The organism is Glutamicibacter uratoxydans (genome assembly GCF_006539925.1).
Classification (GTDB): Bacteria; Actinomycetota; Actinomycetes; order Actinomycetales; family Micrococcaceae; genus Glutamicibacter; species Glutamicibacter uratoxydans.
Genome location: NZ_BJNY01000001.1, coordinates 81279 through 107432, shown reverse-complemented (window position 1 = coordinate 107432; position 26154 = coordinate 81279). Strand labels below are relative to the sequence as shown.

General features: G+C 59.6%; 25 protein-coding genes. 9 read left to right on the top strand and 16 right to left on the bottom strand.

Annotation, left to right across the window (positions count from 1 at the left end; genetic code table 11):
• The first annotated feature begins 120 nt into the window (after positions 1–120).
• The gene (locus AUR04nite_RS00655) at positions 121–399 is read left to right on the top strand and encodes a mycoredoxin (protein WP_141360917.1); all 279 of its coding nucleotides are present in this window, start codon (positions 121–123) and stop codon (positions 397–399) included.
• 49 nt (positions 400–448) lie between these two features.
• Here the strand turns inward: AUR04nite_RS00655 and AUR04nite_RS00650 are convergent, their stop codons facing one another.
• Complete coding sequence (locus AUR04nite_RS00650) at positions 449–1195, bottom strand: lipoate--protein ligase family protein (RefSeq protein ID WP_141360915.1); 747 nt, start codon at positions 1193–1195, stop codon at positions 449–451.
• A 235-nt stretch (positions 1196–1430) separates the two neighbouring features.
• Here AUR04nite_RS00650 and AUR04nite_RS00645 point away from each other — a divergent pair, with 235 nt between their 5' ends.
• Positions 1431–2048, top strand: a complete 618-nt coding sequence (locus tag AUR04nite_RS00645; RefSeq protein WP_246055241.1) for a uridine kinase family protein — start codon at positions 1431–1433, stop codon at positions 2046–2048.
• Here AUR04nite_RS00645 and AUR04nite_RS00640 read toward each other — a convergent pair whose 3' ends face one another.
• Positions 2049–2867, bottom strand: coding sequence for a thioesterase family protein (locus AUR04nite_RS00640; protein ID WP_141360911.1), 819 nt, complete (start codon positions 2865–2867; stop codon positions 2049–2051).
• A 698-nt stretch (positions 2868–3565) separates the two neighbouring features.
• Between AUR04nite_RS00640 and AUR04nite_RS00635 the strand changes: the two genes are divergently transcribed.
• On the top strand, positions 3566–3769 hold the full coding sequence (locus tag AUR04nite_RS00635) for a cold-shock protein (RefSeq protein WP_141360909.1): 204 nt from the start codon (positions 3566–3568) through the stop codon (positions 3767–3769).
• Positions 3770–3980: 211 nt separating this feature from the next.
• Here AUR04nite_RS00635 and AUR04nite_RS00630 read toward each other — a convergent pair whose 3' ends face one another.
• From AUR04nite_RS00630 to AUR04nite_RS00620, 3 genes are all read right to left on the bottom strand, one after another.
• A complete protein-coding gene (locus tag AUR04nite_RS00630; protein ID WP_141360906.1) occupies positions 3981–5246 on the bottom strand; it encodes an MFS transporter in 1266 nt (421 codons plus the stop codon).
• An 84-nt stretch (positions 5247–5330) separates the two neighbouring features.
• Positions 5331–5927: a TetR/AcrR family transcriptional regulator gene (locus AUR04nite_RS00625; RefSeq protein WP_141360904.1), complete on the bottom strand. Its 597-nt coding sequence runs from the start codon at positions 5925–5927 to the stop codon at positions 5331–5333.
• Positions 5911–8310: a PEP/pyruvate-binding domain-containing protein gene (locus tag AUR04nite_RS00620; protein WP_141360902.1), complete on the bottom strand. Its 2400-nt coding sequence runs from the start codon at positions 8308–8310 to the stop codon at positions 5911–5913. Before AUR04nite_RS00620 ends, AUR04nite_RS00625 begins: the two co-directional genes overlap by 17 nt.
• 126 nt (positions 8311–8436) lie before the next feature.
• Between AUR04nite_RS00620 and AUR04nite_RS00615 the strand changes: the two genes are divergently transcribed.
• Positions 8437–8997, top strand: coding sequence for a hypothetical protein (locus AUR04nite_RS00615; RefSeq protein WP_141360901.1), 561 nt, complete (start codon positions 8437–8439; stop codon positions 8995–8997).
• 171 nt (positions 8998–9168) lie between these two features.
• On the opposite strand, the gene AUR04nite_RS00610 is transcribed toward AUR04nite_RS00615, so the two are convergent.
• Positions 9169–9453, bottom strand: a complete 285-nt coding sequence (locus AUR04nite_RS00610) for a (4Fe-4S)-binding protein (protein ID WP_218024609.1) — start codon at positions 9451–9453, stop codon at positions 9169–9171.
• 189 nt (positions 9454–9642) lie between these two features.
• Between AUR04nite_RS00610 and AUR04nite_RS00605 the strand changes: the two genes are divergently transcribed.
• Positions 9643–10317 carry an NADPH-dependent F420 reductase gene (locus tag AUR04nite_RS00605; protein WP_141360899.1) on the top strand — a complete coding sequence of 225 codons (675 nt, stop codon included), beginning with the start codon at positions 9643–9645 and terminating at the stop codon, positions 10315–10317.
• A gap of 93 nt (positions 10318–10410) precedes the next feature.
• On the opposite strand, the gene nrdF is transcribed toward AUR04nite_RS00605, so the two are convergent.
• The 7 genes from nrdF to AUR04nite_RS00570 all read right to left on the bottom strand — a co-directional run bounded on the left by nrdF (position 10411) and on the right by AUR04nite_RS00570 (position 18513).
• Entirely contained in the window at positions 10411–11385 is a 975-nt protein-coding gene (gene nrdF / locus AUR04nite_RS00600) for a class 1b ribonucleoside-diphosphate reductase subunit beta (RefSeq protein WP_141360897.1), read from the bottom strand.
• 248 nt (positions 11386–11633) lie between these two features.
• Entirely contained in the window at positions 11634–13772 is a 2139-nt protein-coding gene (gene nrdE, locus AUR04nite_RS00595; RefSeq protein ID WP_141360895.1) for a class 1b ribonucleoside-diphosphate reductase subunit alpha, read from the bottom strand.
• Positions 13769–14254, bottom strand: a complete 486-nt coding sequence (gene nrdI / locus AUR04nite_RS00590; RefSeq protein WP_141360893.1) for a class Ib ribonucleoside-diphosphate reductase assembly flavoprotein NrdI — start codon at positions 14252–14254, stop codon at positions 13769–13771. Before nrdI ends, nrdE begins: the two co-directional genes overlap by 4 nt.
• 54 nt (positions 14255–14308) lie before the next feature.
• Positions 14309–14539: a glutaredoxin-like protein NrdH gene (nrdH, locus tag AUR04nite_RS00585; RefSeq protein WP_141360891.1), complete on the bottom strand. Its 231-nt coding sequence runs from the start codon at positions 14537–14539 to the stop codon at positions 14309–14311.
• Between the two features lie 533 nt (positions 14540–15072).
• Positions 15073–15819 (bottom strand): YggS family pyridoxal phosphate-dependent enzyme, encoded by a 747-nt coding sequence (locus AUR04nite_RS00580; RefSeq protein ID WP_141360889.1) that lies wholly within the window; start codon positions 15817–15819, stop codon positions 15073–15075.
• 84 nt (positions 15820–15903) lie between these two features.
• Positions 15904–17628: a ubiquinone-dependent pyruvate dehydrogenase gene (gene poxB / locus AUR04nite_RS00575; protein WP_141360887.1), complete on the bottom strand. Its 1725-nt coding sequence runs from the start codon at positions 17626–17628 to the stop codon at positions 15904–15906.
• A 120-nt stretch (positions 17629–17748) separates the two neighbouring features.
• Positions 17749–18513, bottom strand: coding sequence for a YggS family pyridoxal phosphate-dependent enzyme (locus tag AUR04nite_RS00570; RefSeq protein ID WP_141360885.1), 765 nt, complete (start codon positions 18511–18513; stop codon positions 17749–17751).
• An 85-nt stretch (positions 18514–18598) separates the two neighbouring features.
• Here AUR04nite_RS00570 and AUR04nite_RS00565 point away from each other — a divergent pair, with 85 nt between their 5' ends.
• Positions 18599–18970, top strand: a complete 372-nt coding sequence (locus tag AUR04nite_RS00565; RefSeq protein WP_246055240.1) for a cupin domain-containing protein — start codon at positions 18599–18601, stop codon at positions 18968–18970.
• Positions 18971–19068: 98 nt separating this feature from the next.
• On the opposite strand, the gene AUR04nite_RS00560 is transcribed toward AUR04nite_RS00565, so the two are convergent.
• Positions 19069–20148, bottom strand: coding sequence for a PLP-dependent cysteine synthase family protein (locus AUR04nite_RS00560; RefSeq protein ID WP_141360883.1), 1080 nt, complete (start codon positions 20146–20148; stop codon positions 19069–19071).
• A 116-nt stretch (positions 20149–20264) separates the two neighbouring features.
• On the opposite strand from AUR04nite_RS00560, the gene AUR04nite_RS00555 reads away from it, so the two are divergent.
• The 3 genes from AUR04nite_RS00555 (at position 20265) to AUR04nite_RS00545 (ending at position 22615) form a co-directional block, all read left to right on the top strand.
• Positions 20265–21047, top strand: coding sequence for a hypothetical protein (locus AUR04nite_RS00555; protein ID WP_141360881.1), 783 nt, complete (start codon positions 20265–20267; stop codon positions 21045–21047).
• Between the two features lie 142 nt (positions 21048–21189).
• Entirely contained in the window at positions 21190–21531 is a 342-nt protein-coding gene (locus tag AUR04nite_RS00550; protein ID WP_141360879.1) for a hypothetical protein, read from the top strand.
• A gap of 232 nt (positions 21532–21763) precedes the next feature.
• The gene (locus tag AUR04nite_RS00545; RefSeq protein WP_141360877.1) at positions 21764–22615 is read left to right on the top strand and encodes a 3-hydroxyacyl-CoA dehydrogenase; all 852 of its coding nucleotides are present in this window, start codon (positions 21764–21766) and stop codon (positions 22613–22615) included.
• Positions 22616–22622: 7 nt separating this feature from the next.
• On the opposite strand, the gene AUR04nite_RS00540 is transcribed toward AUR04nite_RS00545, so the two are convergent.
• Both AUR04nite_RS00540 and AUR04nite_RS00535 read right to left on the bottom strand, forming a co-directional pair.
• Positions 22623–23387, bottom strand: a complete 765-nt coding sequence (locus AUR04nite_RS00540; protein WP_141360875.1) for a DUF6578 domain-containing protein — start codon at positions 23385–23387, stop codon at positions 22623–22625.
• A 90-nt stretch (positions 23388–23477) separates the two neighbouring features.
• Complete coding sequence (locus tag AUR04nite_RS00535) at positions 23478–26012, bottom strand: esterase-like activity of phytase family protein (RefSeq protein ID WP_246055239.1); 2535 nt, start codon at positions 26010–26012, stop codon at positions 23478–23480.
• Between the last annotated feature and the right edge of the window lie 142 nt (positions 26013–26154).

Sequence of the window (26154 nt, the reverse complement as noted above, 5' to 3'; positions counted from 1 at the left end):
TCTCGCCCCTAGAACGTCGGTGGGATTTTTGTACCAGTGTAGCCCGGGGGCATGTGGAATTCAGCGACTCATTGCCGCCTCGATGGGAACAAAGGTACAGGTCGCATGGTTATATGAAGTATGAGTACTGAGCTAAACCTTGAAAAGTATGTTCCTGCTGCCGGCGGGGTCACCATGTTCACCACCAGCTGGTGCGGCTACTGCCGCAACCTCAAGCGCCTGATGGATCAGAAGGGTGTGGCATACACCGAGGTCAACATCGAAGAAGTTGAGGGCACCGCGGAAATCGTCGAGTCGTTCAACAACGGAAACCAGACCGTTCCAACCTTGATCTTCCCTGATGGCACCGCGGCAACCAACCCGCGGATCGAGGAAGTCGTGGAGCGCGTCGGCGCGTAAGACCTCGCAAAAAATGCCTGGCACCTTTGGTGCCAGGCATTTTTTGGTTCTAGCGCACTGGAAGCCCGGAGATCGGGATGTGCTGCTGGTACTCCTCGAGCAGTGCATCGATAAAGGATTCGGTGTCCAGTCCCGGGACCAGGTCGTCGCCGGCGCCCACCGTGGAGGGGTCCATCGGCACTTCCATGGCCTGGTACACCTCGTCGAGCACCTTGCGCAGCGGTGCGGAGTCCTCGACGACGAAGACGCTGGAGAACAGCCACGCGCCGGCTATGACGCGCTGCGCTGTGCCTACAAGTTTCACCGGGTGGGAAATCGGCGAGGCCGCCGTCGGGACGCCGTGCACAGAGTGGTCTCCTGGGCAGTATTCACCGGGAATCGGGCCGACTTCGGCCTGCACTCCGAGGCGGCGGAAGGCATCGGCATAAAGCTTGGCGAAGACTTCAAAGCGGGTTTGGTGTCCCATGACCGCCTCGCTCTGCGCCTCGATATGGTCCACAATCAAGGTCCCCCGGTGGTAGGCCGCTGCCCTGCCGCCGGCTTTGCGGACTAAGGGAGCAAACCCATTGTCTACCGCCGTCTTGCTGGCCGCCTCAAACCCAGGCAGGCGCACATCACGCTGGCCAAAGGCAAGCGTTGGGTCGGGACGGTAGAACCTCAACAGCGGCCCGCGCGAACCGGACTGCACTTCACGCAGCAGCGAGATGCCGCGGTCGAGGTCAGCGCCGGGATCCCCGCTGGGCTCCTCCCAAAGGAATGAAAGAGGCGCATCTGATTGGGGATTCCACAAGCTCATAGTAATGAGTCTAAAACAGGTGAATCTTCGCGACGAATATGTCGGCGATCCACGCGACAGCTATGAGTACGCACTTGGCTTCTTCAAGCAAAAATGTCAGACACTATCAAAGGCGTGCCCTCTTCCCGCATCAAAGGTCCACAAGCTACTGCTAGGCAAAGGAGCCCAAAGCAAAGGACAGCTGGGTTCAGGGAGGCCTCTGCCAGGTGCTTCCGGCAGCAGAATATGGGCGATAATGAAAAGCGTGCCTTCTTCATCCACACCTGTCATTCTTATCGGCGGACCTTCAGGTTCGGGAAAGTCCTACCTTGCTGCCCGCTTCGGCAACCCTCATTTGCCGCTCGACGAGTTCTACCGGCAGATCAGCGAAGACGGCAACCCTGACGACTTTCCGCGTACCGACTACGGCGAAATCGACTGGGACCACCCCGGCACCTGGAACATGGACGCAGCGCTGCAAGCAATCGAAGAGCTGTTATCCCAGGGACACACGATGGTCCCCAACTATTCGATCTCTACGTCCAGCTACAGCGGGCACCGTGAAGTGCGCTGCGAGAACGGGCCGATCATCGCCGAGGGCATCTTCCTCTCGGAAATCCTCGAGCCGCTGCGAGCCAGAGGCATCAACGTTCAGGCCTACTACGTCGATGAACCGGCGTTGGTCACCACCATCCGCCGGTTCATCCGAGATGTTTCAGAACGCCGCAAGCCGCTGCTATTCCTGATCAAACGAGGCTACGCACTGTTCCGAGCGCACAGTGCAGGGCGCGAAAACTACCGTGGCAAGGGCTTCACCATCATGCCAAAGCCAGAGCTCAAACAACTGCTCGCTTCGCTCAACCGGCAAGCCTAGCTAGCGGGAACGGACCGTTAGAATCTGTTCGGCGCGGCCGAACGGCCCGTGCTCATCGTGCAGCACGGAGGAAGTCAGGCCAATGCCGTCATCACCGTAGCTTTGCTGAACATCCAGGCCGAGCCACTCCCCGCTGGGAATCCGGTACATGTGAATCTGCAGATCTAGGTTGGGGAACATCCATGTTCCGTCCCCCGGCTGAACACGCGGTGCTACGCCATTGGCCGTATCCACCAAGCCGATCAAACTGGCAAGCCTCGAAGCATCCTTGAGGTCAACCAGCGAATACGGCGTACGCAGCCATGCGATGCCCCTGCCTGGACGATGGCCGGGGGCAACGCGCATCTCGATGGACCTGATGTATCCCCCTGGCCAGAAACGGGTGATGTCCTCCGGCGCGCACTCGTCCGGACCTGGCACCCTTGCATCTTCAATCCCGTGCACCGAGGAAGAATCACCAGTGATCACTCGCCAGGCCCGGGCAACAATGCTGGTTCTTCCCTTAGCCGTCATCTCCGCTTCAATGAGCTCAATGGTGCGCCCTGGGCGGATCATGCGCGTGGTTACTTCAAACTCGCCCGCATGGATCAACCCATGAATTTCGAAGCTCAACCGGGCAATTCGCATATCGTCGCGGGGCTGGAACTTCTCCAACTCATAGGTCAAGATTCCTGAAGCGGGAGCCATATGCTGCTCATGGGCATTCCATGCACCTTGGGTATGCCACGATGAGCGGTACTTGCCGTCACCCAAAGATTCAAAATAGAAGTCTCCGCTGGCAAGGATCTTGTCCAGGTCTTCTGTGAGCTGGTGCGTCATTGCTGCCCTCCTGGCACTATTTGTGACACGTAGTAGTCCCCAGCGTATCCAACGTGTGAGCCGTAACACCAAATTTCAGCAGCTGGATATTGAACGTCTAAATCATGGCGATGCGCTCGCCGAGTTGTCTTTTTTCTGCCGATTGAGACCTCGGCTGCTCCGGTGGCAGCCCTTAATAAAGAGTGCTTTTTGCCGTCAGTAATCAACATCACGCGCAATTCAGTGATCGTCAATGCTAGGATTGAATGGTTACCTCAGAGTTCTCCGGCGTTTTGATATCACCGAGAACGCGAGCAGTCGGATTTGTAAAACAGTCAGCAAATCGTCTGTAGAACACAAATCGGCAGGCCCAGTCACCGACAAGGCTTGCTTCAATCGAAACGAATTCTTCATCTTCTCTTCTTCACTCAGCACGTCTCGCTCGATGCCGCTCAACGCATCAGCACCTGATTCCTTGCTCTACTCCACTAGCCATGGCTCATTACCGGCTGGTCCCTCGGATTTCTTAGACACTTCAGCTAGTGCAGCGACATCCGTTTTGGCCGATACCGGCAAAATCAGTAATCGATTGACCGTATCGACGGCAGGCGAATCCTTTTGAGAATACTGCCTGAGGTAACCCCAAATTTTCCGATGCGAAACTACGGATCGGTACCTAGGCCACTGTCGTGGCCGACCAATAATAAGGAAATATCATAATGGCAACTGGCACCGTAAAGTGGTTCAACTCGGAAAAGGGCTTCGGCTTCATCGCACCTTCGGACGGCTCCGCTGACGTGTTCGCACACTACAGCGCAATCCAGAGCTTCGGCTACCGTTCGCTGGAAGAAGGCCAGACTGTTGAGTACACCCTGGAAGCAGGTCCAAAGGGCCCACAGGCTACCAACATCCAGGCTAAGTAGTCTGAAATAATGGCGTGTTTCGCATCCATCGTGGATGCGAAACACGCCATTGTCGTACTCGCAGCAAGAACAGTACGGCAGCAACTTTGAGCAGTCGCTCTCGATAGCCCCAACCCACCGATCGACTATCCGCTCCGTCGGTGTTGTTCCACTAACTGTGAATTCTGACCATTCTAGGCATCCACTGGCGTAGAGCTCGACGGCGGCCGAACTATCCCAAGGCCGGTTCCAGGGGTGTCTTGGCCTGCGAAGAACGGTTTACATAGATTACGATGGCTGCCAATATTAGCAGTCCAAGCGCCAGCCCGTGGAAGCCAAAGGCCGCCAGCACGGGACCAGCGCTCAGTCCCCCTGCGGCTCCAGCCAAGTTCATCAGAAGGTCGCTGGCTCCCTGCAGGCTGGTGCGTTCTTGAACTGGCACCGCACCAGAAACCATCGTGGAACCGGCAACGGTAGAAGCAGACCAGCCCAGGCCCAAGAGGCTCAGGGCGATAGTCACCACTACGTGGCTTTCCGGGCTCGACCAGACACTGATACTCGCTGCGATCAGCAAAGCCTGGCCGGACAGCACAACCATTCGGCCGCCGAATTTATCGGTCAGCCAGCCAAAGACCGGCGACAAGGCATACATGCCCAAAACATGAAGCGAAATGGTCAGGCCGATCAAGGTTAATGTCGCACCACCATGCTGCATGTGGACCGGCGTCATGGACATCAGCGACACCATGTATGCATGACTCAACGCCACGGTGATCACCGCCCTGCGGGCTGCAGGGATTTCCTTCAAGAGCCTAAACCCTCCGCCGCGCCTGGGCTTATGTGCGGGAAGCTTCGACCGCCCCAATGCAACCTTCATTGGATCCGGACGCAATCCAGTGAAGTAGATGATCATGCCTGCGCATTGAGCGGTCATCGCGATCAGGAACCCGCCGGTGTATTCAGGGAGGCCGAATGCCCGCGAAATCACTTCGCCAGGGGCAAAGAGATTAGGGCCAATCACAGCACCTATGGTGGTTGTCCAAACAACGAGGGAAAGATCCCTGCCCCGGGTGGCATCGCTTGACAGGTCGGTGGCGGCAAAGCGCGATTGCAGGTTCATGGCAGAGGCGGTGCCGAGCACGAGCATGCCCACAAAGAGCAGGGGAACAGATTCCACGACCGCCGCGGTCACGATGACCGCCGAGCCAAGGGCCGCGATCAGCGCACCGGTCGACAAGGACACCCTACGCCCGTATTTGTGGGCAAGCATTGCCAGCGGAATGGCCATGGCCGCGGCGCCGAGCGTATTCATGGTCGCTGGCATGCCTGCCAGGGAATCAAGTCCTGACAGCTTGACGATCAGCAGCGAACCCAGCGTCAGGGTCGCGCCACCGCCGAGCCCTCCGAGAATCTGCCCCAGTGCCAGCACCGAAATGGAGCGCCGCCGAAACGACTGCACCTGCTCATCGGTATAGGGACTTGCTGGTACTTCAGCCATGACAAGCTCGCTTCCTCGAGGCAAAACTACTACGCCCAAGGTTATTGCAGAACTTCAACTAAACAGATTCCTGGATGCTCTGTGTCATTCCTTCCTCGTGGCAGCCGTCCACAAGGGCACCGCAATTTGATCAACCAGCTGCCTGATGAATTCGTCCTCCACCTGCCCATGGCTGATAAACCGCTGCTTGAAAAGGTCCACCGGCGCACGCAGGGCCAGCGGTGCGGGTGCGGCTTGTAGTTCTCCGCGGGATACGGCCCGGGAGGCGACAGCCTGCATCATGTTTGACCCCATCCCCCACGACAGTTCAGCCATGCTGGGTGCCTGCTGGGCCAGGGAGGCAGCCAGCAGGCTGCGGACCAGCTGTCCGGGCGGCTGGTGAATCTGCGCCGCCATCGATTGGAAGATCACCAAGAAATCTTCACGCAATGACGAAGGCTCGGCTGGCAGCTCAGGGATGTCTGCTTTCTGTGCTGCCGCGGCGCGAACCAAGTCTTCTTTGGTAGGCCACCGCCGGTAGATCGATACCTTGGAAGCGCCCGAACGCCGGGCAACAGCTTCAACGCTCAATCCTGTGTACCCGGATTCCAGCAGTTCGACACTGGCGGCTTGAAGAATAGCATCAACAAGTTCCTGTCCTCGTCGGCGGGTGGCGGGCTTGTGTTCAGGCGTCGCTGGCATCGGATGCCTCGAAGACTAGGCCGCGGTCGCCGTCAACGCGGATTTTCTGTCCGTCGCGCAAAGTGGTTGTGGCGTTCGCGCAGCCCATCACCGCTGGAATGCGGTACTCGCGGGCAACGATGGCGGCGTGCGAGGCAGCAGACCCGTGATCTACCACCACTGCACTGGCCCGGGCGAACAGGGGCGTCCACGAAGGGTTGGTCGCCGGGCACACGAGAATTTCACCTGGCAGAAGCTTGTCGAATTCTGCCGGGCTGTTGATGATTCTTACTGTGCCAACCGCTTGGCCTCCGCCTGATCCGGTTCCGTGAAGCAAGGCGCCGGGTACCGGAGAAAGGTCGTACAGCGTGGCCGGAGAGATCATCGGAGCCGCAGCCAGTTCCTGATTGCGCCGCCGGCGTCCAGCGGCCGTCGCTGCCACCACTGCTGTGCTCAATGATTCAAGACTTGTGGCGTCCAATAGCTGCCGGTAGTTCAGGAACCAAACGTCTTCCGGATCTTCTAACCCTCCGGCCTCATGCAGCCTTCGGCCGATTTCAACGATTGCCGAACGGAACACAGGCATGGTGCGGGTGATTTCGAAGTGCGTATCTTCCCTGACAGAGGTGAACTTCTGAACCAACTGCGCCCAGCGGCGCACCCTCGGGGCAATGAATGGCAGCCGGAGCACTGGAGATTCGAGGATCTGCTCCAGCACGTGGTTTTCCTGCTCGCCGGGCGCATGGCCCGCCGCCAAAAGCTTGATGACGTCAAAGACCGGGGTCGGGTCCGCCCGCCATGTTGGCGCCTTGGGAAGCAGCAGGCTGGCAGTTTCCCTGTGGCCATATTCGGATAGAAATTCATCGACTAGTCGGGCGAGCTCTTCCATGCCCTCCGTGGCATGCAGAAGTTCGAGAGCTTGTTGCCCTGAACTATTCCCAATCAAATCAACAGCACCCGGGACGAGGTTGAACGCCGAGGCTATTGACTGCAGTTCTCGATTGATTCGATGGGTGACGGTGTCATTGGTAATGCTCAGCGCGGAGAATTTCGAAAGCTGCCCACTCAAGGCCAAAGCCGCCAGCATCTTAGCCGCAGCGGGAATCATTGGCCTCAGGTACTTGACCCGCAGCTGCGTCACCAGCTGCATTGCTTCGCAGGCCCGAGCCGGAATGCTCACCAAGCGGGCGAAGGGCAGCTGTCGCAGGTCTTCGTTATCCAGCTCTGCGCATTGCTGAAGGTACTGCTTGTAGAGCGGGTCTTCATTCCACGTTCCTTCCGGTGCCTTCCAGATCAAAGTTGACAGCAGTCTGCCCGGAGTTTGGAGGCTCGGGCGGGGGCTTGCCGGAATGAATTCGGTGATCACTCCGTCGACTCGTTGCAATGATGCCGAATAGTCCACCTGGACACCGGTGATTCCCGCAAGCATTCCGCGGACCAGAGGATTGATGCCAGAATCGATCCATGCTTCGGCCTCCAGGATCGTGGGGCGTAGCGGCATCAGCTCAAAGAGCATCGGAGCAGTTTTGCGTTCCAATACATTGAGCTTGCGCGGGGCTGGAGGCAGCGCAGTCATGGGGCGGGCCTGCAGTATTGACAGCTGCTCCCCGCACACTGCCCATTCAATGTCCATAGGCACGCCGAATCCGTCTTGAATTCTCCTGCCGGCACGCGCAATTTCCAACAGCATGGATTCTGGCAGCTGCAGCGTGCCGTCCCCCTGCTCCGTCACGGTCCCGCCATCGGACTTCAGCCGAATTACTGCACCTGCCTGCCCTGTACGCCGCTCAATGATGCGCCCGTCCTCACCGATCACCGCACGATCGGTGGTGACCATGCCGGAGACGACAGCTTCGCCGAGTCCAAGGTTTGATTCAACCACTGAGCGGTCCCGATACCCGGCTATCGGGTCAGCGGTGAACATCACCCCTGCAAACTCGGCGTCCACCATGGTTTGGACGACTACGGCAATGGAGACATCAGCCTCGTCAATGCGGCGTTCCTGCCGGTAGCTTTGAGCTCGTTCACTATACAGGGAGGCCCAGCAATCTTCGACGGCTTGGATCAGCTCATCTTCGCTGGAGATACCGAGGTAAGTTTCCTGCTGCCCTGCAAAAGCAGCGCCTGGCAAGTCTTCAGCCGTCGCACTGGAACGCACCGCGACCAATGAGCTCTCCAACTTTCGGTAGGCTTCGCGCAATTCGCGGCCCAGTTCTTCCCCCACCACTGCACGATGCGCTCCCTGCTGCAGGGCAGATCTGTAGGCCTGGGTGGTGACAACGAACCCTTGGGGCACGTTCTCCCCAAGCTTGATGAGCTTGTTCAGCCCGAAGGCTTTGCCGCCGACTGCCGCGAGGCTGCCCGCCTCTGCAGAAGAAAGTGCAACCACATCTGGAAGAATCATAAGTTCACAGTAGCGCAATAGTGTACGGTTCGTACACTATTTTCTCGAAGGAAATTTTCTGGATTTTGAATCCACCCAAGGATGATGCATCAGCAAAGTGTCGGGGCCCACTGCTAGACAAGAGCCATGACATTAAGCGAGCACCCCGAGACCCAAGAACTCATCAGCCACCTTTTCAGCGGGCAGTCCAAAAAGTGGGGCGAATACGCGTGGTTCGCTCTGGCAGCCGCAGGCAAGGTTCCGACAGACCTGTATGACCCGGACGAAGACGACTACGTCGACCACATCATCACCATGGCTGCACTGTCAACGCTTGCCGAATGGTTTGACTACGACGACGACCTGTCAGATTTCGAAGCTTCATGCGATATCTTGATGCCGAAAGTCCAGCTGTCTGAATTTGCACTTGGCAGGTATGTCGAGCGCAACGGCATCGACCCCTACGACAGTGACGGGTTTCCCAGCGCTTCGCGTGCCGCCAATGAAGCTGTACTAGATCGCACGAGAGAAGTTGCCCGCGAGCTGAAGGACGCAATTGGTGAATCGACGCTTTTCACCTCCTTGTGGGCCATTGCCAACGACGATTCCATCTCGCTTCCGCCGAGCCGCGAGGATGTGGATCAAGTACTCAATGGAGAGATTAGTTCAGAGTTGGGTTACCGTTTCGACAGGCTTCAAAACCTCTAGGCTTGCAGCTGGCCCAATGTCGCAACTCATACCTTGGGCGCGGCGTTTGGGGTCATGCAAGCCTGCCTGTTGCAAACAAGCAGCAGGCAGGCCGCTTAGGTCTAACAGCCGTCCCGAGAGGCCGCATAACTTTTAGAGAGGCGCAGATTGCGCCGCCTCTATCTCATAGCTCTAGTCGGCTGGCGCGACGCGATTCAGGCCGTCTTCGGTACGGTAGCCCAAGGCAAAACTCGGGCATCGGTCAATTACCTCAACAATTTCATCCACAGAGGCGGCGGCCGGATCAATCCACGGCCGTTCTCCAAACTTGAAGACTCTAGGAAGTCCATTGACGCATTCTTTAGCATGCTGACAGCGTGAAGCTTCCCAGGTAATGACGACCTCCGACGCCGCATATTCGCGAATTTTGCTCTTGTTTTCATTCGCACCCGTTGGCATGTTCTGCTCGTTGCTCACGACTCCCCTTTTCCCGAAAACCGCTCAGGGAATTGAAATCCCATTGAAGTTGTTGCAGTAGATGACACGTCAATTAGTGCGGCGTGGCTCCTAGCAGGAATATAGAGCAAAGCCGCACTGCTGACCAGCACTGAAGGCTCAGCCACGAGGCTGCGTCAACTGGGTATCTATTGAAATGAGAGCCGAAAAATGAACCAGAGCATCCGCACCATTGGAATCTTGGGAGCAGGAAAAGTCGGTACAGCACTTGCTCGCCTGGCAGTTTCAGCTGGCTTCCGTGTGCTTATTGCAGGTTCAGGCGACCCTGAAAAGATCGCGCTCACCATTGAAATCCTCACCCCGGGCGCCATTGCCGTACACCCGGACGAAGCAGCCCGAGAAGCAGATTTAGTCATTCTCGCGTTGCCCCTCGGCAAATACCAGACAATTCCCGCTGCACTTTTGAAAGATAAGCTCGTCATCGACACCATGAACTACTGGTGGGAAACCGATGGCTTCCGCGAGGATCTAAGCGACCCGCCAACATCCACCAGTGAACTAGTGCAAGACTTCATAGGCAACCCACGCCTCGTCAAAGCATTGAACCACATGGGCTATCACGACCTTGAAGATGAAGCACGTCCTGCAGGAACTACCGGGCGCAAAGCCATTGCCATTGCTGGTGACAGCAGGGACGACGTTGCCCAGGTTTCCGCTTTTGTCGATGCCTTAGGTTTTGATCCGCTGGTGATCGGAAATTTGTCGGCTGGATCCAGCCTCCAGCCTGGAACCCCTGCGTTCGGTGCCAATCTGCCAATTGAGGATCTGCGGGAGATTGTTCCGGCCCCTGAGGCTAAGCGCCCTCTGTCGAACGTGAATGCCTAGCAGACTGCTGCGGCTCGCACTCATATGAAAACAATGGCCCGGTTCTGCGAAATTTCGCAGAACCGGGCCAAAGCCTCTATCTAGACAACCGGATTAGAAGTCCCAATCCTCGTCTTCGGTGTTTACTGCCTTGCCGATAACGTAAGACGAGCCGGAGCCGGAGAAGAAGTCATGGTTCTCGTCGGCGTTCGGGCTCAGAGCCGAGAGGATTGCCGGCGACACGTCGGTCACAGTTGCTGGGAACATGGCTTCATAGCCGAGATTCATCAGCGCCTTGTTGGCGTTGTAGTGCAAGAACTTCTTGACGTCCTCGCTCAGGCCTACCGGATCATAAAGATCGTGGGTGTACTGAACTTCGTTTTCGTACAGCTCGAACATGAGCTCGAAGGTGTAGTCCTTGAGCTCCTGCTTGCGTTCTTCGCTCAGGCCTTCCAAGCCCTTCTGGAACTTGTAGCCAATGTAGTAGCCGTGGACGGCTTCATCACGGATGATCAGGCGGATCAAGTCGGCGGTGTTGGTCAGCTTTGCGTGCGAGGACCAGTGCATCGGCAGGTAGAAGCCTGAGTAGAACAGGAAAGACTCAAGCAAGGTCGAAGCGATCTTGCGCTTGAGCGGATCTTCACCGTGGTAGTAGCTCTCGATGATCTGAGCCTTCTTCTGAAGGTTCACGTTCTCGGTCGACCAGCGGAATGCCTCGTCAATTTCCTTGGTCGAAGCCAGGGTGGAGAAGATCGAGGAGTAGCTCTTGGCGTGCACCGACTCCATGAAAGCAATGTTGGTGTACACGGCTTCTTCATGGGGGGTGATCGCATCCGGGATCAGAGAAACTGCGCCGACAGTGCCCTGCAGGGTGTCAAGCAGGGTCAGCCCGGTGAAGACGCGCATAGTCAGCAGCTTCTCGTCTTCGGTTAGGGTAGCCCATGACTGGATGTCGTTAGACAGCGGCACCTTTTCCGGAAGCCAGAAGTTGTTGACGAGGCGGTTCCACACCTCAACGTCTTTTTCATCCTGGATGCGGTTCCAGTTGATAGCTTCAACCTTGTTGGTCAGCTGAATCTTCTCCGACATGCGTTCCCTTATTTAGCAACTTACTCAGCCGCATAGCAACACCGCCTGCAGCCCTATCTTCGCAATCAACTCTACCCCTAAAAACGTGCTTAACCTACCGTCAAGACGTGTCGGAACACCACAAAGAGGAAGATCACAAACCATATCTGACTAGGCATTTAAATACAACTAGCCGCCAATCCCACGAGGGGTTCGGCGGCTAGTTGCTCAGGCTGACTAAGGTTCTAGTCAGCTCCATTTCTTTGGCATTAAAGCATGCAGGAAACGCAACCCTCAACCTCGGTGCCTTCAAGAGCCAACTGGCGCAGTCGGATGTAGTAAAGGGTCTTGATGCCCTTCTTCCATGCGTAGATCTGAGCCTTGTTGATGTCACGGGTAGTGACGGTGTCCTTGAAGAAGAGGGTCAGCGACAGGCCCTGGTCAACGTGCTGAGTAGCAGCTGCGTAGGTGTCGATGATCTTCTCGTAGCCGATCTCGTAGGCATCCTCGTAGAACTCGATGTTCTCATTGTTCATGTATGGAGCCGGGTAGTAGACGCGGCCGATCTTGCCTTCCTTGCGGATTTCGATCTTGGCGGCCACTGGGTGGATCGACGAAGTGGAGTTGTTGATGTACGAGATCGAACCGGTTGGCGGAATTGCCTGCAGGTTCTGGTTGTACAGGCCGTGCTCCATGACCGAAGCCTTCAGAGCCAGCCAGTCAGCCTGGGTAGGGATCTCGATGCCGTCGAACAGCTCGCGGACGCGCTCGGTAGCTGGAGCCCATTCCTGTTCGGTGTACTTGTCGAAGAACTCGCCGGATGCGTACTTCGAGTTCTCGAAGTTCACGAAGGTTTCGTTGCGTTCGATGGCAATCTTGTTCGATGCGGTCAATGCATGGAACAGGATCGTGTAGAAGTAGATGTTCGTGAAGTCGATGCCTTCTTCAGAACCGTAGCGGACGTGCTCGCGGGCGAGGTATCCGTGCAAGTTCATCTGGCCCAGGCCAATGGCGTGGGACTTACGGTTGCCATCAGCGATCGATGGAACCGAAGCGATGTAGGACATGTCCGACACTGCGCTGAGCGAGCGGATAGCGATCTCCACCGACTGGGCGAGGTTCTTGCCGTCCATTGCCTTGGCAATGTTCATCGAACCGAGGTTGCAGGAGATGTCCTTGCCCACGGTCTTGTAGGTCAGGTCGTCGTTGTATTCGGAGGCCGAGGAAACCTGGAGGATTTCCGAGCACAGGTTCGACATGGTGACGCGGCCTTCAATTGGGTTGGCCTTGTTCACGGTGTCTTCGAACATGATGTACGGGTAGCCGGACTCGAACTGGATCTCTGCCAGAGTTTGGAAGAACTCGCGGGCGTTGATCTTCGACTTCTTGATGCGCGAGTCGTCGACCATCTCGTAGTACTTCTCGGTGACCGAGATGTCGCTGAATGGCTTGCCGTAGACGCGCTGCACGTCGTACGGGCTGAAGAGGTACATGTCCTCATTCTTGCGAGCCAGTTCGAAGGTGATGTCTGGAATGACAACGCCCAGCGAGAGGGTCTTGATGCGGATCTTCTCGTCGGCGTTCTCGCGCTTGGTGTCCAAGAAGCGGTAGATGTCCGGGTGGTGTGCGTTCAGGTACACAGCACCGGCGCCCTGGCGTGCACCCAGCTGGTTGGCGTAGGAGAAGGAATCTTCCAGCAACTTCATGACTGGGATGACGCCGGAGGACTGGTTCTCGATCTGCTTGATCGGAGCGCCGTGCTCACGCAGGTTGGTCAAGGCCAATGCCACGCCGCCACCGCGCTTGGACAGCTGCAGAGAGGAGTTCACTGCACGGGCGATGGATTCCATGTTGTCTTCGATGCGAAGCAGGAAGCAGGAAACCAATTCGCCGCGCTGGGCCTTGCCGGCGTTGAGGAAGGTTGGAGTTGCCGGCTGGAAGCGTCCTTCGATGATCTCGTCAACAAGGTTCTTGGCCAGGTTCTCGTCGCCGCGGGCTAGGTGCAGGGCAACCATGCAGACGCGGTCTTCGTAGCGCTCCAGGTAACGCTTGCCGTCGAAGGTCTTCAGCGTGTACGAGGTGTAGAACTTGAAGGCGCCAAGGAAGGTCTCAAAGCGGAACTTCTTCGAGAAGGCATGCTTGAACAGATCGCGAATGAAGTTCATGGAGTACTGGTCGAGGGTTTCACGCTCGTAGTAGTCGTGCTTGACCAGGTATTCCAGCTTCTCATCGAGATCATGGAAGAAGACGGTGTTATTGTTCACGTGATCCAGGAAGTACTGGCGAGCCGCGTAGCGGTCCACCTCGAACTGGATCTTGCCGTCTGGGCCATACAGGTTCAGCATGGCGTTCAGGTCGTTATAGCTCAGGCCCTGGAACTGGGCTGGGAGCTCTTTTGAGTCCGTCATGGTTTCTGCTGCTTCTGCGACGCTGGTGTCCAAAAGGTTTCTAGCCCTTCCCTAACTCGGAGGACATCTTCAGGCGTCCCCATAAGTTCGAATGTATAAAGTACCGGCACATTACATTTCTCTGCAATGCGCTTGGCCGCGATGCAGTAGAACTCGCCGAAGTTGGTGTTGCCCGCTCCGATGACGCCGCGTAGGTTCTTGCGGTTTTCTTCATACCCCAGAAATTTCATAATCTGGGGCAGGATCGAACGCTTCCCGCGTTCTCCCCCGTAGGTCGGAATCAGCAGGATGTACGGAGCAGTAGTGATGAGCTTCGGCTCGTGCGCGTGAAGCGGGATTCGAGCCGAGTCCATCTGAAGTTTTTCTACGAACCGCGCGGTGTTCTCCGATACCGATGAGAAGAAAACCAACTTCGAATCGGTGAACACCAGCGGTTCATGTGCCTCAGCATATTGCCTGTCGGCAAGAGCTGTTGGTGGCATTGTCTTCGCCTCCACTACAAAGCGAGGGAATTGAATCTATTTTTTAACGCTTGATTAGTTGGCTGGGGCCAGCAGTGCGATCTTGTCTGGGCGGAATCCCGACCAGTGATCATTGTCGGTGACCACAACGGGTGCCTGCATGTAGCCCAGGCCACGCACGTGCTCCAGCGCAGCTGCATCCTGCGAGATGTCGACCTTGTTGTACTCGACACCCTTCTTGTCCAACGCGCGGTAGGTTGCGTTGCACTGTACGCAGGAAGGCTTCGTGTAAACCGTGATGGACATAGTCCCTGATCCCCTTTAAAAAGTCCTTGTTTCAGTTCATCGACCCGCAGCTTTCGCCGCGGGGAGAACCGTCCTTTCGGATGCCTCAAAAATGCTTCTTGAGGTGTTTTCGGCGTTGGTCGCGCCGTCGGGTTCAATACTACATCTTGTGCTTGCCCGGTCAAGCAACCACTACATGATGTATTACCAGTATCTCATTCATGCACCGGCCAGTCCACAGGAACTGTGGATATTCGACCTCGTTTAAACCGCGATTTCTCGCGGAGGAGCCGTGTTTGTCCACAGCTTTGCCGATTGTGCACCGGGTTTAAAAATAGTTTTGTGAGATGTTCGTCGGTGTGTTTTGCGCCCTTCAACTTGTGCCGCGGACACTACCTGTGCCTACAGGTAGTGTCCGCCGAGCAACCGACATTTAGGGCTCGTCCTGCGCAAACTGTGTACAAGCGGAACTTGGGGCTTGGCGCCTATCTGGTACCGGTCCCTCTGAGCTGCGAAGGCGCGCCCAGGGCACGGAGAGCCCCGCCGAGCGGCTTCTAGGCGGTAGTTGGGTATTGCCGCGCGCCGAAGATACCCTGGCCCACACGCACCACCGTGGCGCCTTCCTGAATGGCAAGCTCGAAGTCGCCGCTCATGCCCATCGACAGCTGGGTGAACTGCGCCGGCGCTCCCGCGGCCTGCAGCTCCTCCAGTGTGCCGCGCAGCAGGCGGAAGCTTGCGCGGATGCTCGCCTCGTCGGTGGTGTTGGCAGCCATGGTCATCAGCCCGACCGGAATCAGCCGGTCCAGCGGCTCAATGGCTTCAAGCAGCGCGGCGGCTTCTGAGGCCTGGATGCCCGATTTGGATTCCTCCCCCGAGGTATTGACCTGGATGAAGACTTCCAATCGGCGGTCTTCTGCTTCGAGTCGGCGCTGCAGGGTTTCGGCCAGCTTCAGCGAGTCCAGCGCGTGGAACTCGTCGGCGAACTGGGCAACGAACTTGGCCTTGTTGGTCTGCAGCGGGCCGATCACGGCGTAGCGAAGGTGCGGGTAGTCGGCCTTGAACTCTTCGTGCTTGGCCAGGGCTTCTTGGACCTTGTTCTCCCCCAGCGTGTCGACTCCCGCGGCAATCGCCAGGCGCAGGCGTTCTGCAGGAATGGTCTTGGTCACCGGAAGCAGGCGCACGGTCGACGGATCGCGGCCCACCGAAGCCGCGGCAGCATTGATTCGCTGACGCACAGCAGCCAGATTATGGGAGAAATCTTCGGTGGTCGCCGCGTGTGCCGCGGCAGCTTGCGAAGTCAAAGCCTCTACGCCTCTTTCTGAAAGTTAAAAGCCAATGCTGGCGCCGTTGGCACGGCGCCAGCATTAAGCATAGGCAATTTATCCCTAGAACATCTGGCGCCAGTTGGTTTTGGCCAGATCCAGCAGCTCGTCGCCGCGCCCGGAGAGTACGGTGCGGATGGCGTAGAGCGCAAAGCCCTTGGCCTGCTCCAGCTTGATGGCCGGCGGCATGGACAGCTCCTGGCGGTCGGTGACGACGTCCAGGACCGCTGGTCCGTCGTGGGCCAGGAACTCCTTGATGGTGTCCGGCAGCTGTGATGCATTGGTCACACGGTAGCCCTTGAGCCCGGAGGCGGTGGCCACCGCGCCGAAGTCAGGGTTCTGCAGGTCCGTGGCGTAGGTGACGAAGCCGGCGGCCTTCATTTCCAGCTCAACGAAGTTCAGCGAGGAGTTGTTGAAGACCACCACCTTGACCGGCAGCTTGTTCTGGGTGGCGGTCAGCAGCTCGCCGAGCATCATGGTCAACCCGCCGTCGCCGGCGAAGGCCACGACCTGGCGCTTGCGGTCGACAGCCTGGGCGCCCAGCGCGTGGCACAGGGCGTTGGCCATGGAGCCGTGGTTGAAGGACCCCAGCACCCGCCGCTTGCCGGTCATGGTCAGATAGCGGGCGGCCCAGATCACCGGGGAGCCCACATCTGCGGTGAAGATGGTGTCCTCATCGGCGGCCTCGTCGATCAGCCGCGCCAGGTACTGCGGGTGGATGGCTGCACCGTCGCGGGACGGTGTGGCCAGCTCGTCGAGCTTGGTGCGGGTCTTGCGGTAGTGCTCCAGCGCGTTCTCAAGGTGCTTGCGCTTGGTCTGGGTGGGCAGCATCTCGACCAGCGCGGCGGCGGTGTCCTTGACGGTGCCCACCAGCGGGATGTCCACCCTGGTGCGCTTGCCGATCTGCTCGCCGCGGATGTCCACCTGGATGATGGTCGCCTGCTGCGGGTAGAACTGCTGGTAGGGGAAGTCAGTGCCCAGCATCAGCAGGACTTCGCATTCGTCGATGGCCTTGGCGCCGGAGGCGAAGCCCAGCAGGCCGGTCATGCCCACGTCGAAGGGGTTGTCGTACTCGATGTGCTCCTTGCCGCGCAGGGCGTGCACGATCGGGGCCGCCAGCTTGTCGGCCAGCGCAACGACCTCGTCGTGGGCCCCTGCCACGCCGGCGCCAGCGAGGATGGTGACCTTGCTGGAGCCTTCGAGGACCTCGGCGACCCGGTCCAGCTCCGCCTCGCTGGGCAGGATCCGCGGGTTTGCCTTGACGATGGCCTGAGCCTGCGTCCGCGCCATGTCCGCCAGGGCCACGTCGCCGGAGATGACCAGCACCGCGACGCCGCGCTTCTCAATGGCTTCGCGCATCGCAATGCGCAGCAGGCGCGGCATCTGCTTGGGGTCCGAGACCTGCTCGGCGTAGACCGAGCAGCCGCGGAAGACCTCTACCGGGTGGGTCTCCTGGAAGTAGTTCGAGCCGATTTCCTCGGTGGGGATGTGCGCGGCGATGGCAAGGACTGGGACGCGCGAGCGGTTGGCGTCGTAGAGCCCGTTGATCAGGTGCAGGTTGCCCGGGCCGCAGGAGCCCACGCACACGGCAAGCTCTCCGGTGATCTCCGCCTCGGCCGCGGCCGCGAAGGCCGCGCCCTCCTCATGCCGGTGGTGCACCCATTCGATGTTTCCGTTTTCACGCAGCGCGTCGGTCAAGCCGTTGAGCGAGTCGCCCGGGACGCCGTAGATGCGGCGGACTCCTTGGACATCGAGCTGGTCAATAATGTGTTCTGCAACGTTAGGCAAGGCGTCTCCTGAAATAACGGTGGCTGTAACACTTGTCAGACTACTTGGCTTATTCTCCGCTGGCTACGTGTTCTATCAGATCAACCAGCGTGGCGGAATTCTCACTTTGCACCGCTTGGCTCACTGCGCGAACCCGGGCCAGTAGTGCGAGTCCGGCAGGGCGCGGGCGCCGAAGATCCCCTGGCCCACGCGCACCACGGTGGCGCCTTCTGCAATGGCCAGCTCGAAGTCCCCGCTCATGCCCATGGACAATTCTGCGATGCGTTCGTCCTGTTCGCGCACCGCATCGCGCACCATGCGCAGCTTGCGGAAGCAGCGGCGCACCGCATCGTGGTCGCTGGAGAAGATCGCAAGGGTCATCAGCCCCTTCACGTTCAGCCGGTCGTAGGCGGGCAGCTGGGCTGCGAACTGGGCGGCGGCTTCCGGCGGCATGCCGAACTTCGATTCTTCCCCCGAGGTGTTGACCTGCACGAAGACATCCAGCGTGCGGTCCTCGATCTCCAGCCGGCGCTGCAGCGCCTCGGCCTGGCGCAGATTATCCAGCGCCTGGAACTCGTCGGCGAAGCGGGCCACGTACTTGGCCTTGTTGGTCTGCAGGTGGCCGATCACCGAATATTTCAGCCCCGGAATGTCAGCCAGCTCCTCGGACTTCTGTGCGGCCTCCTGGACCTTGTTCTCCCCCAGCCAGTCCACGCCGGCGGCAATGGCAAGGCGCAGTCTTTCCGAAGGCACCGTCTTGGTTACCGGCAGCAGGCGCACGCTTCCCGGCTCGCGGCCGGCGGCGGCTTCCGCCGCGGCGATGCGGGCGCGGACGGAGGCAAGGTTGGCGGCGAAGTCCGCCTGGGTTTGGGCGTGCAGTGCTGCGGAAGGATGCTGATCGGTCATAAATCCATCCTACGACGCGGCCCGGCGCCCGGCACTGGGATAAATTCGTAGATGATCAGGCAGCATTCCGATTCCAGGAGGAACATTGAACCAGCCGCAGCAGTATCCAGCAAAAATGGCGAACACCGGAGTGCTGGCCGCCGCCACCGGCAACGGCGCGCAGTGGCGCCTTGAACCCGAGCAGCGGGACCTGGACGCCAATGTGATCCATTTGGCGGCCGGCAGTGAGATTGGCGAACACGTCGGAGCAGACCTCGACGTGCTGCTGCACGTCTTCGCCGGCGCAGGCACCCTGCACACCGAAGAAGGGCAGATCCTTCTGGAACCGGGCGACATCATCTACCTGCCGGCGCGCTCGCGCCGCCGCTTCACCGCTGGGGAACAGGGGCTCTCCTACTTCTCGGTCCACCAGCGCAAGAAGACCACAGGCCTGATGCCCACGCTGCACAGATCCTAGCGGTCCGATTAAATGCATGTGCCGCGCCGGGCTGTCATCCAGCCTCGGCACGGCACTGCAACCAGCCGTCAAAGTCCCTGCTTGGGAAATCCGGGCCCCTACTTGGCAGCGGGCACCCAGACGCCCTCGGCCAGGAACTTTTCCAGCGCCGCGGTATGCGGGGCGAGATCCAGACCTTGGGCCTCAAGCCACGCGTCGTTGTAATAGGTGTTGGCGTAGCGCTCGCCGGAGTCGCAGATCAGAGTGACGATGCTGCCCTTCTCGCCGCGGGCCAGCATGCCGGCGATGATTTCAAAGGCCGCATAGAGGTTGGTGCCGGTGGAGCCGCCGGCATAGTAGCGGGTCTTGGCGCGCAGCAGCCTCATGGCCGCCAGCGATCCGGCGTCCGGGACCTGGATCATGTGGTCGATCACGCCAGGCACGAAGGAGGGCTCCACCGTGGGGCGGCCGATGCCCTCGATGCGCGAACCCTTGCCGGTGGCGTAGTCCATGTTGCCGGTGCGCCATCCTTCATAGAAGGAGGATCCTTCCGGATCGGCGATTGCTACCTGGGTGTCGTGCTGCTTGTAGCGCACGAAGCGTCCGAAGGTGGCGCTGGTGCCGCCGGTACCGGCGCCCACGACGATCCAGCTGGGGATCGGGTAGCGTTCGGCGCTCATCTGGGCGAACACGGATTCGGCGATGTTGTTGTTCCCGCGCCAGTCGGTGGCGCGTTCGGCAAAGGTGAACTGGTCGAGGTAGTAGCCGTTGCGCTCCGCGGCCAGGTTTCGCGCCGCCTGGTTGACCTGTCCGGCCTCGTCGACCAGGTGGCAGTGTCCGCCATAGAACTCGATGAGCTCGATCTTCTCGGTGCTGGTCGACTTTGGAACGACGGCAATGAATTCAAGTCCCAGCATGCGGGCAAAGTAGGCTTCCGACACCGCGGTGGAGCCGCTGGACGCCTCGACCAGCGTGGTGCCCTCGACGATCTTTCCATTGACCAGGCCGTAGAGAATCAGCGAACGCGCCAGCCGGTGCTTGAGCGAACCGGTGGGATGCACCGACTCGTCCTTCAGGTACAGTTCGATCCCCCAGCTCTTGGGCAGTTCGAAGCGGTGCAGGTGGGTGTCGGCGCTGCGGTTGGCATCCGCGTCCAGTAGAGAGATGGCGTTGCGGACCCAATGTGCTGTTTGCTTCATCCATCCAGCTTATCGCCTGCGACGCGCCGACAAGCTTTAGCTCACAGCGCGTGGTAGGTTCAGAATCGTCAGCACCGCTCACGTAAAGGGATCTCATGGCCAAGGCGCATCAAAATGTGACGCCACTAGTGTCGATTCTCTATGCCTTGGTGGTTTTCGCGGGCCTCGGATGGGCTGTTTTCGGCACTGGAATCATGCGCGGTTCGCATCTGGGCCCCACCGCCCAGGGGCTGCTGGAACGCGATGCGACGGTCATGTCCATCCCGGTGGCCGGCCAGCTGCCGTGGTTCGGGCTCATGCTGGGCCTGGCGCTCTATGCGCTGTGGCAATGCACGCCCACCGCAAGGCATACCGACGTGCACGGCAGGCTGCGGCCTTGGGTGCTGCTCGTCGTGGTGCTCAATGCCCTCTGGCTGCAGCTGCTGCAGCGCGACCGCATCGGCCCGAGCCTCGTGTGTGCTCTGCTGCTCCTTGCGGTGCTGGTCCTGATCGACGTGATGATCGGCAGGGCCACGCTGCACAACAACATGGACCGCTGGATTACCCGGGCCAGCTTCGGGCTGTTCACCGGCTGGCTGGGGATCATTGTGCTGGCCGAGGCGGTGACCTGGATTGCCGTGCTGGGCTTTGACCCGCACCGGCTCATGTTCAAGGGCGTCACCGCATTCATTCTGCTGATCGCCTGCCTGGTGCTGTGCGTGGCCACGTTCAAGCAGGCAATGGGGATCTATATCAACGCCGGCGCACTGTGGGTGGTTTTCTGGATCACCATTGACCGCATCACCTGGCAGGTTGCTTCTCCCCTGTTCGCCTCGGTCGCCACGATCGCCACCCTGCTGTTGCTGCTGTGCCTGGTCAGCGCGCTGCGCACCCGGCTGCGCTGGCTAGCCGGACGCTGAGGGCTAAGCTCCTGCCCAGCAAGTGCTGAAAGTTCGCTCCGAGCCTCCCGAGTCGTGCTTGAGCGCGGTCATCATGGTGGATAGGGTGGAATTGTGACCCCACAGCGTTCTAATCATGGATGCGGGAAACCGAGAGGAAGAAATGTCGAAGACTAGCAAGAGCTTCAAAGAAGTTGAGAAGTCACTAGCCAAGCTGGCCAAGTCTGCCAAGGAAGAGCTGCCTGCAGAGCTTCGCGAAGGTTGGAACTCCGCAATTTCCGGCGTGAATGCCGAGGCCATCGGCAACGCTGGAGCCAGCCTGATCGAGGGCGTCACCGGCAAGTCCAAGGCGGCCAAGCGCACCCGTTCATCGGTGCAGAGCGCAGTGAAGAATGCGCAGAAGTCCCTGGCGCCTAAGAAGTCGCACAAGTTCCGCAACTTCGTGATCTTCTCCCTGATCGCTGCCGCAGTCGCCGCAGCGGTAGCCAAGAAGAAGAGCGCCTAAGTTCTACAGCGGCAGCTGAATCAGCTCGAGGAGGGAACACCGCCATGGTGTTCCCTCCTCCTGCTTAACGGGTCGGGCAAAAGCGGAGGACAAAGTTCCCCTGCTCACAGTTCATTGCATCCGCGAGCAACCAGGAGCAGACTCTTATTACTAGATAGTAACAAGCATGGTCCGCGGCGCGGCCGCGGCCTTCGGGATATGCCGACATGTGCCGGCAGGAAAGAGCGACATCATGAACTTGAACAACACCACAGTCCTCGGCACCGGCATCCTGGGCTCGCAGATCATCTTCCAAACCGCGTATCACGGGCTGCCAGTGGTCGGCTATGACATCAGCGACGAAGCGCTGGCCGCGGCCGCGCAGCGCCTTGACCTGCTGGTCCAACGCTATGCAGACTTCTTCGACGGCGGGGACCGCACCAAGGCACAGGCGGCCCGCGATTCCATCCGCCTCTCCTCCGATTTGGCCGACGCTGTCAAAGACGCCGATCTGGTCATCGAAGCAGTTCCCGAAGCGCTGGCCATCAAGCAGGACACCTACGAGCGGCTGGCCAAGGTGGCACCTGCACACTCGGTGTTTGCGACGAATTCTTCGACGCTACTGCCTTCGATGATCGCCCCGCATACCGGACGTCCGGACAAGTTCTTGGCCCTGCACTATGCCAACGAGGTGTGGAAGAACAACACCGGCGAAGTCATGGGCACCGCCCAGACCGGCGAGGAAGCTTATGAAGCGGTGGTGGATTTCGCCGAGCGCACCGGACTGGTGGCAATCCGCGTGCTCAAGGAACAGCCCGGCTACGTGCTGAATTCCCTGCTGGTGCCCTTCCTGCAGGCGGCCAGCGGCTTGCTGGTCAACGGCGTGGCAGATGCCCCGACCATCGACAAGACCTGGAAAATCGCCACCGGCGCACCGAAGGGCCCCTTCGAAATCTATGACATCGTGGGCCTGAACACCGCCTACAACATCTCTTCCATGGGAGACGAGACGAACAAGAAGTTCGCGCAGCTGCTGAAGACCGAATACATCGACAAGGGCAAACTGGGACAGGCCACCGGCGAGGGCTTCTACAAGTACAACTAGCTATTACCTAGACCCAGAGCACTCCGTCGTCATCAAGAATTTGATCCGGCGGAGTGTCCTGCGTTCGGCGGCGGGTTCGCTGCGCGGCCAGGGCGTCCACCACTCCCGCCAGCTGGTCAACGGCTGCGCCACTGAGCTTCAGCTCCCACTCCTGGCTGCCGACCTCCAACAGCACAATGTCTTCAACATCTTGGTCGATTCCGCCGGCAACCCCGATCCGCCAACAGGTTCCATTGCTTCCCGGCCCGGAAATGGACAGCCCTCCCAGATGATCTGCGCGGGCCTGCATCTGGGGACCTAGAAGGTCGGAGGCATCTCGTCCCAGCGCCATGAGCCGTCCGTGCAGCTCGGTGCCGATGAATGCTTCCTCAGCCTTGCGGTAGGCATCGTCAATTCGTTGGGACTCTTGAGCGCGGGCCTCATAGTCAACCTCAGACCAGCTGAACGACGCGGGAATCCGCTGCCCGTCGGGCACCTGCAACTCAACGTCCAATTCGTCGCCGTCAAAGTCCATGCTCTGCTTCAGCTGATCCAGCTCAGTCCACACTTCGGCTCCGTGCTGCTTGTGCAGCACACGGATCTTTTCCACCGTTCCCGTCATCGCAACGACGTCTGCCCCGTGCTCGGAACACTGGTCATGATTGTCTTGGATGAGTATCTGGGATTCATCTTCGCGCACCAGCGCTATCGGCCAAGAAACCCGTTTTCCGAGCCATAGGTCTTCGCCGCAGCAGCCGTATTCCCACGCAGCAATGTGCACGTTGATCTTCATAGTCGCGATCCTAGCAAGAGCTGGCGGCAGCCAGTCCAAAGACCAGCTGCCGCCGTTGAGTTGAAGTTGAGTTGAATCTGCCTCTTCGGGTCAGCCCTTGCTGGCGCGCTTGGATTTGACCGCGGCGGCTGCGCCAAGCGCCGCGACCAGCAGACCCACCGGCAGCAGCCACAGGCTGTTCACGCCGGTATCGGCAAGGCCGACAGCCTCGGTTGCGCTTTCTGCCTGGGCAGCTGGATCCGACTCGCCCGACCGCTGCGGCCGTATCTGGGCGGCCGGCTCGGCAGAGAAGGACGCCTCAGCCTTCGGCGACGCCGATGCGCTGGATTCCTCAGCTTCATCGGTGGGCACGGCGTTCTGGCCGCCGAGGGTGAAGACCTCGGACTCTGCACCGAGCGCGGAGAAGACCGTCTCTCCGGTGGCATCGTCGACGCCGTCATTGTCGGTGACCACATAGACCTGCGAGTTGCCGGCCACGGCAAGCCCCTCCAGCTTCTCCTGCGTGCGGCCATGGCCCTGCTCAAGCACCGGCAGCACATCTGCGGCCAGCGTCTTCTCAAGCATCTGCACCCGCTTCGAGGACGCCTCGGGAAGCCGGAACTGGTAGACCGCCTTGAGCTGCGCGTGCTCGCCCACCGCATTGTCGCGTTCAATCACCGCGAAGGAGCCGTCCGACAACCTGGTGATCTCCGACAGCCCATTCCATGTCTGCTCATTGGCAGGAGCTTCAAGCCGGTAGCCGTACCAGTTGAATTCACCGCTGGCCGGCAGGTATTTGCCGATGCGCACGAAGTCCTCGCACTCGGCTTCGCGCTGCAGGGTGAACACCACTTCTTCCGACGCGCAGCTGCCGTAGCTGGCCACTCCTTCAAGCCCCTGCTTGCCCAGCTTGCCGGCGATCTCAGCAGGCAGCGCTACTTCCTGCTGCACGGCGCCAGCGCCGTCGATCCGTACCAACTTGTTCTCCGGGCCCTTCTTGCCTTCGCTCACAGCCCAGAAGCCGCCGTCCTCGCGATGCGAGATCCCCTCAAGGTCAAGCTCTGCGGCCTTGCCCTGGTCGGTGACGGGCATGGACTGCTCAACAGTTCCGCTGGCCGCATCGATGGAGTAGATCATTGGCTCATAGGCGCTGTCGCTGACGGCGAAGAGCTTCTCCGGATGATCCAGATCCGGGCTCAGCCCGCTCAAGGCCCCAAACGGAACCAGCTTGTCGCCACGCGCGGACAGCGTAGGGAACTGCGGATTGTCCGCACCGAAGGCGAACAGGTTGATCGAGGAGCGCACGCCGTTCTCCGCCTCGTCGGTCTCCGAGGAGACCGCCAGCAGGTTGCGCTGCGGGATCGGGAGCACACCCTCCGGCCCATTGGTGGTCGGCAGCGTCTGGAGATACTTGGGCTGCTTGGGGTTGCCCATGTCGTACACCGCGACGAAGTTGCCGCGTTCGGCGGCGACAAACGCATAGTCGACCCCGTTGAACTTCGCCACCGCCAGGCCTTCAGGCTCAATACCCTTCTTGCCGGCGCGCTTTTCAGGGAACAACCCCTGGGACAGCGCCATCTGCTCCAGGCTGCTTCCCGCATCCCATACCGGCTTGCCGGAGTTGGCGTTGAAGACCGTGAAGCCGCGGCTGCCGCCCTTCCAGTCCCCCTCATTGGCGGTGGCAAGGTACTTGTCCTGGATCCATGCGATGGCATCCGGCTCGCGCGGCACGCCGCGCAGCGACCCTGTGGGGTTCAGCTTCCCGTCGTCCTTCGTATCAACGCCGTCAAGGTCGACGCTGCCGGTGCTGAAGGCCTTCTTGATCCTGCCCGAAGGCAGGTCGATGACCACGACGCCATTATTCTCCTGGAGGGTTACCGCCACTTGGTTTTTTGCGTTGATCGCAACATACTCAGGCTCTGGATCTTCGGGGGTGTCGAGTCCAGCCTTCTTCAATACATCAAGCGCCACAGGCTTGGCCGCCGTGCCGCCGGTCAGCGGCACCTCGCGCAGGGACCAATCGGCGGGGGTCTTGCCGATCAGATCCAGAATTGCCACCGCACCGGCAGGAGCCTGCGGCAGGCCGCCGTCTCCTGCATCCTCGTCGCGTTCGTTTTCGATGGCTATCGCCGCGTACTTTCCATCCGGCGACAGCGCAATGGAATCGGGCTGTCCCGACAGCTTGATGCTGCGCACCAGGCTGCGGTCGGCAATGCGCACCACATCCACGCGCCCCGAAGGATTGGAATAGCTTTCCGAGGTATTGACCACCACGAAAACATACTCGCCGAAGGCGACCACGCTGGTCGGCTCATCCTCGGCGCTGCCCAGCTGGTGCAGCGGCAGGCTGCCAAGACCTTTTGGGTGCGCAGCATCGGAAATATCCACAAACCCGACCTGGCGGGCCAGCGCATCGGTATAAACCAAGGTCTTGCCGTCGGCGGAGACGGTGGAGATTTCGGCGGCGCTCACCGCAGACTCGCCCTGCGGATGGTTTTGATACACCGGATAGGTTGCGGTGCGTTCGAAGTACTGGCCGGACTCGGTGCTCGCCGGCGGCGCAGCGGCCGCCGGAATCAACCCGGCCGAGCCTGCCATGATGGCCGCGGCCAGGATTCCCGCTGATTTCTTCGCGGTGTGTAACACGATATTGGTCCCCTAGAAGTAGCGTGCAATGTGCTTGAGACGACCTAGCAACTGTCACAAACTATTCCTGCCGGCTGGTGAACTTGAAGCAACAAGGAGATGAGCAGTTCTTCGTCGGGCACCGTTGCCAGCCAGCAGAGAA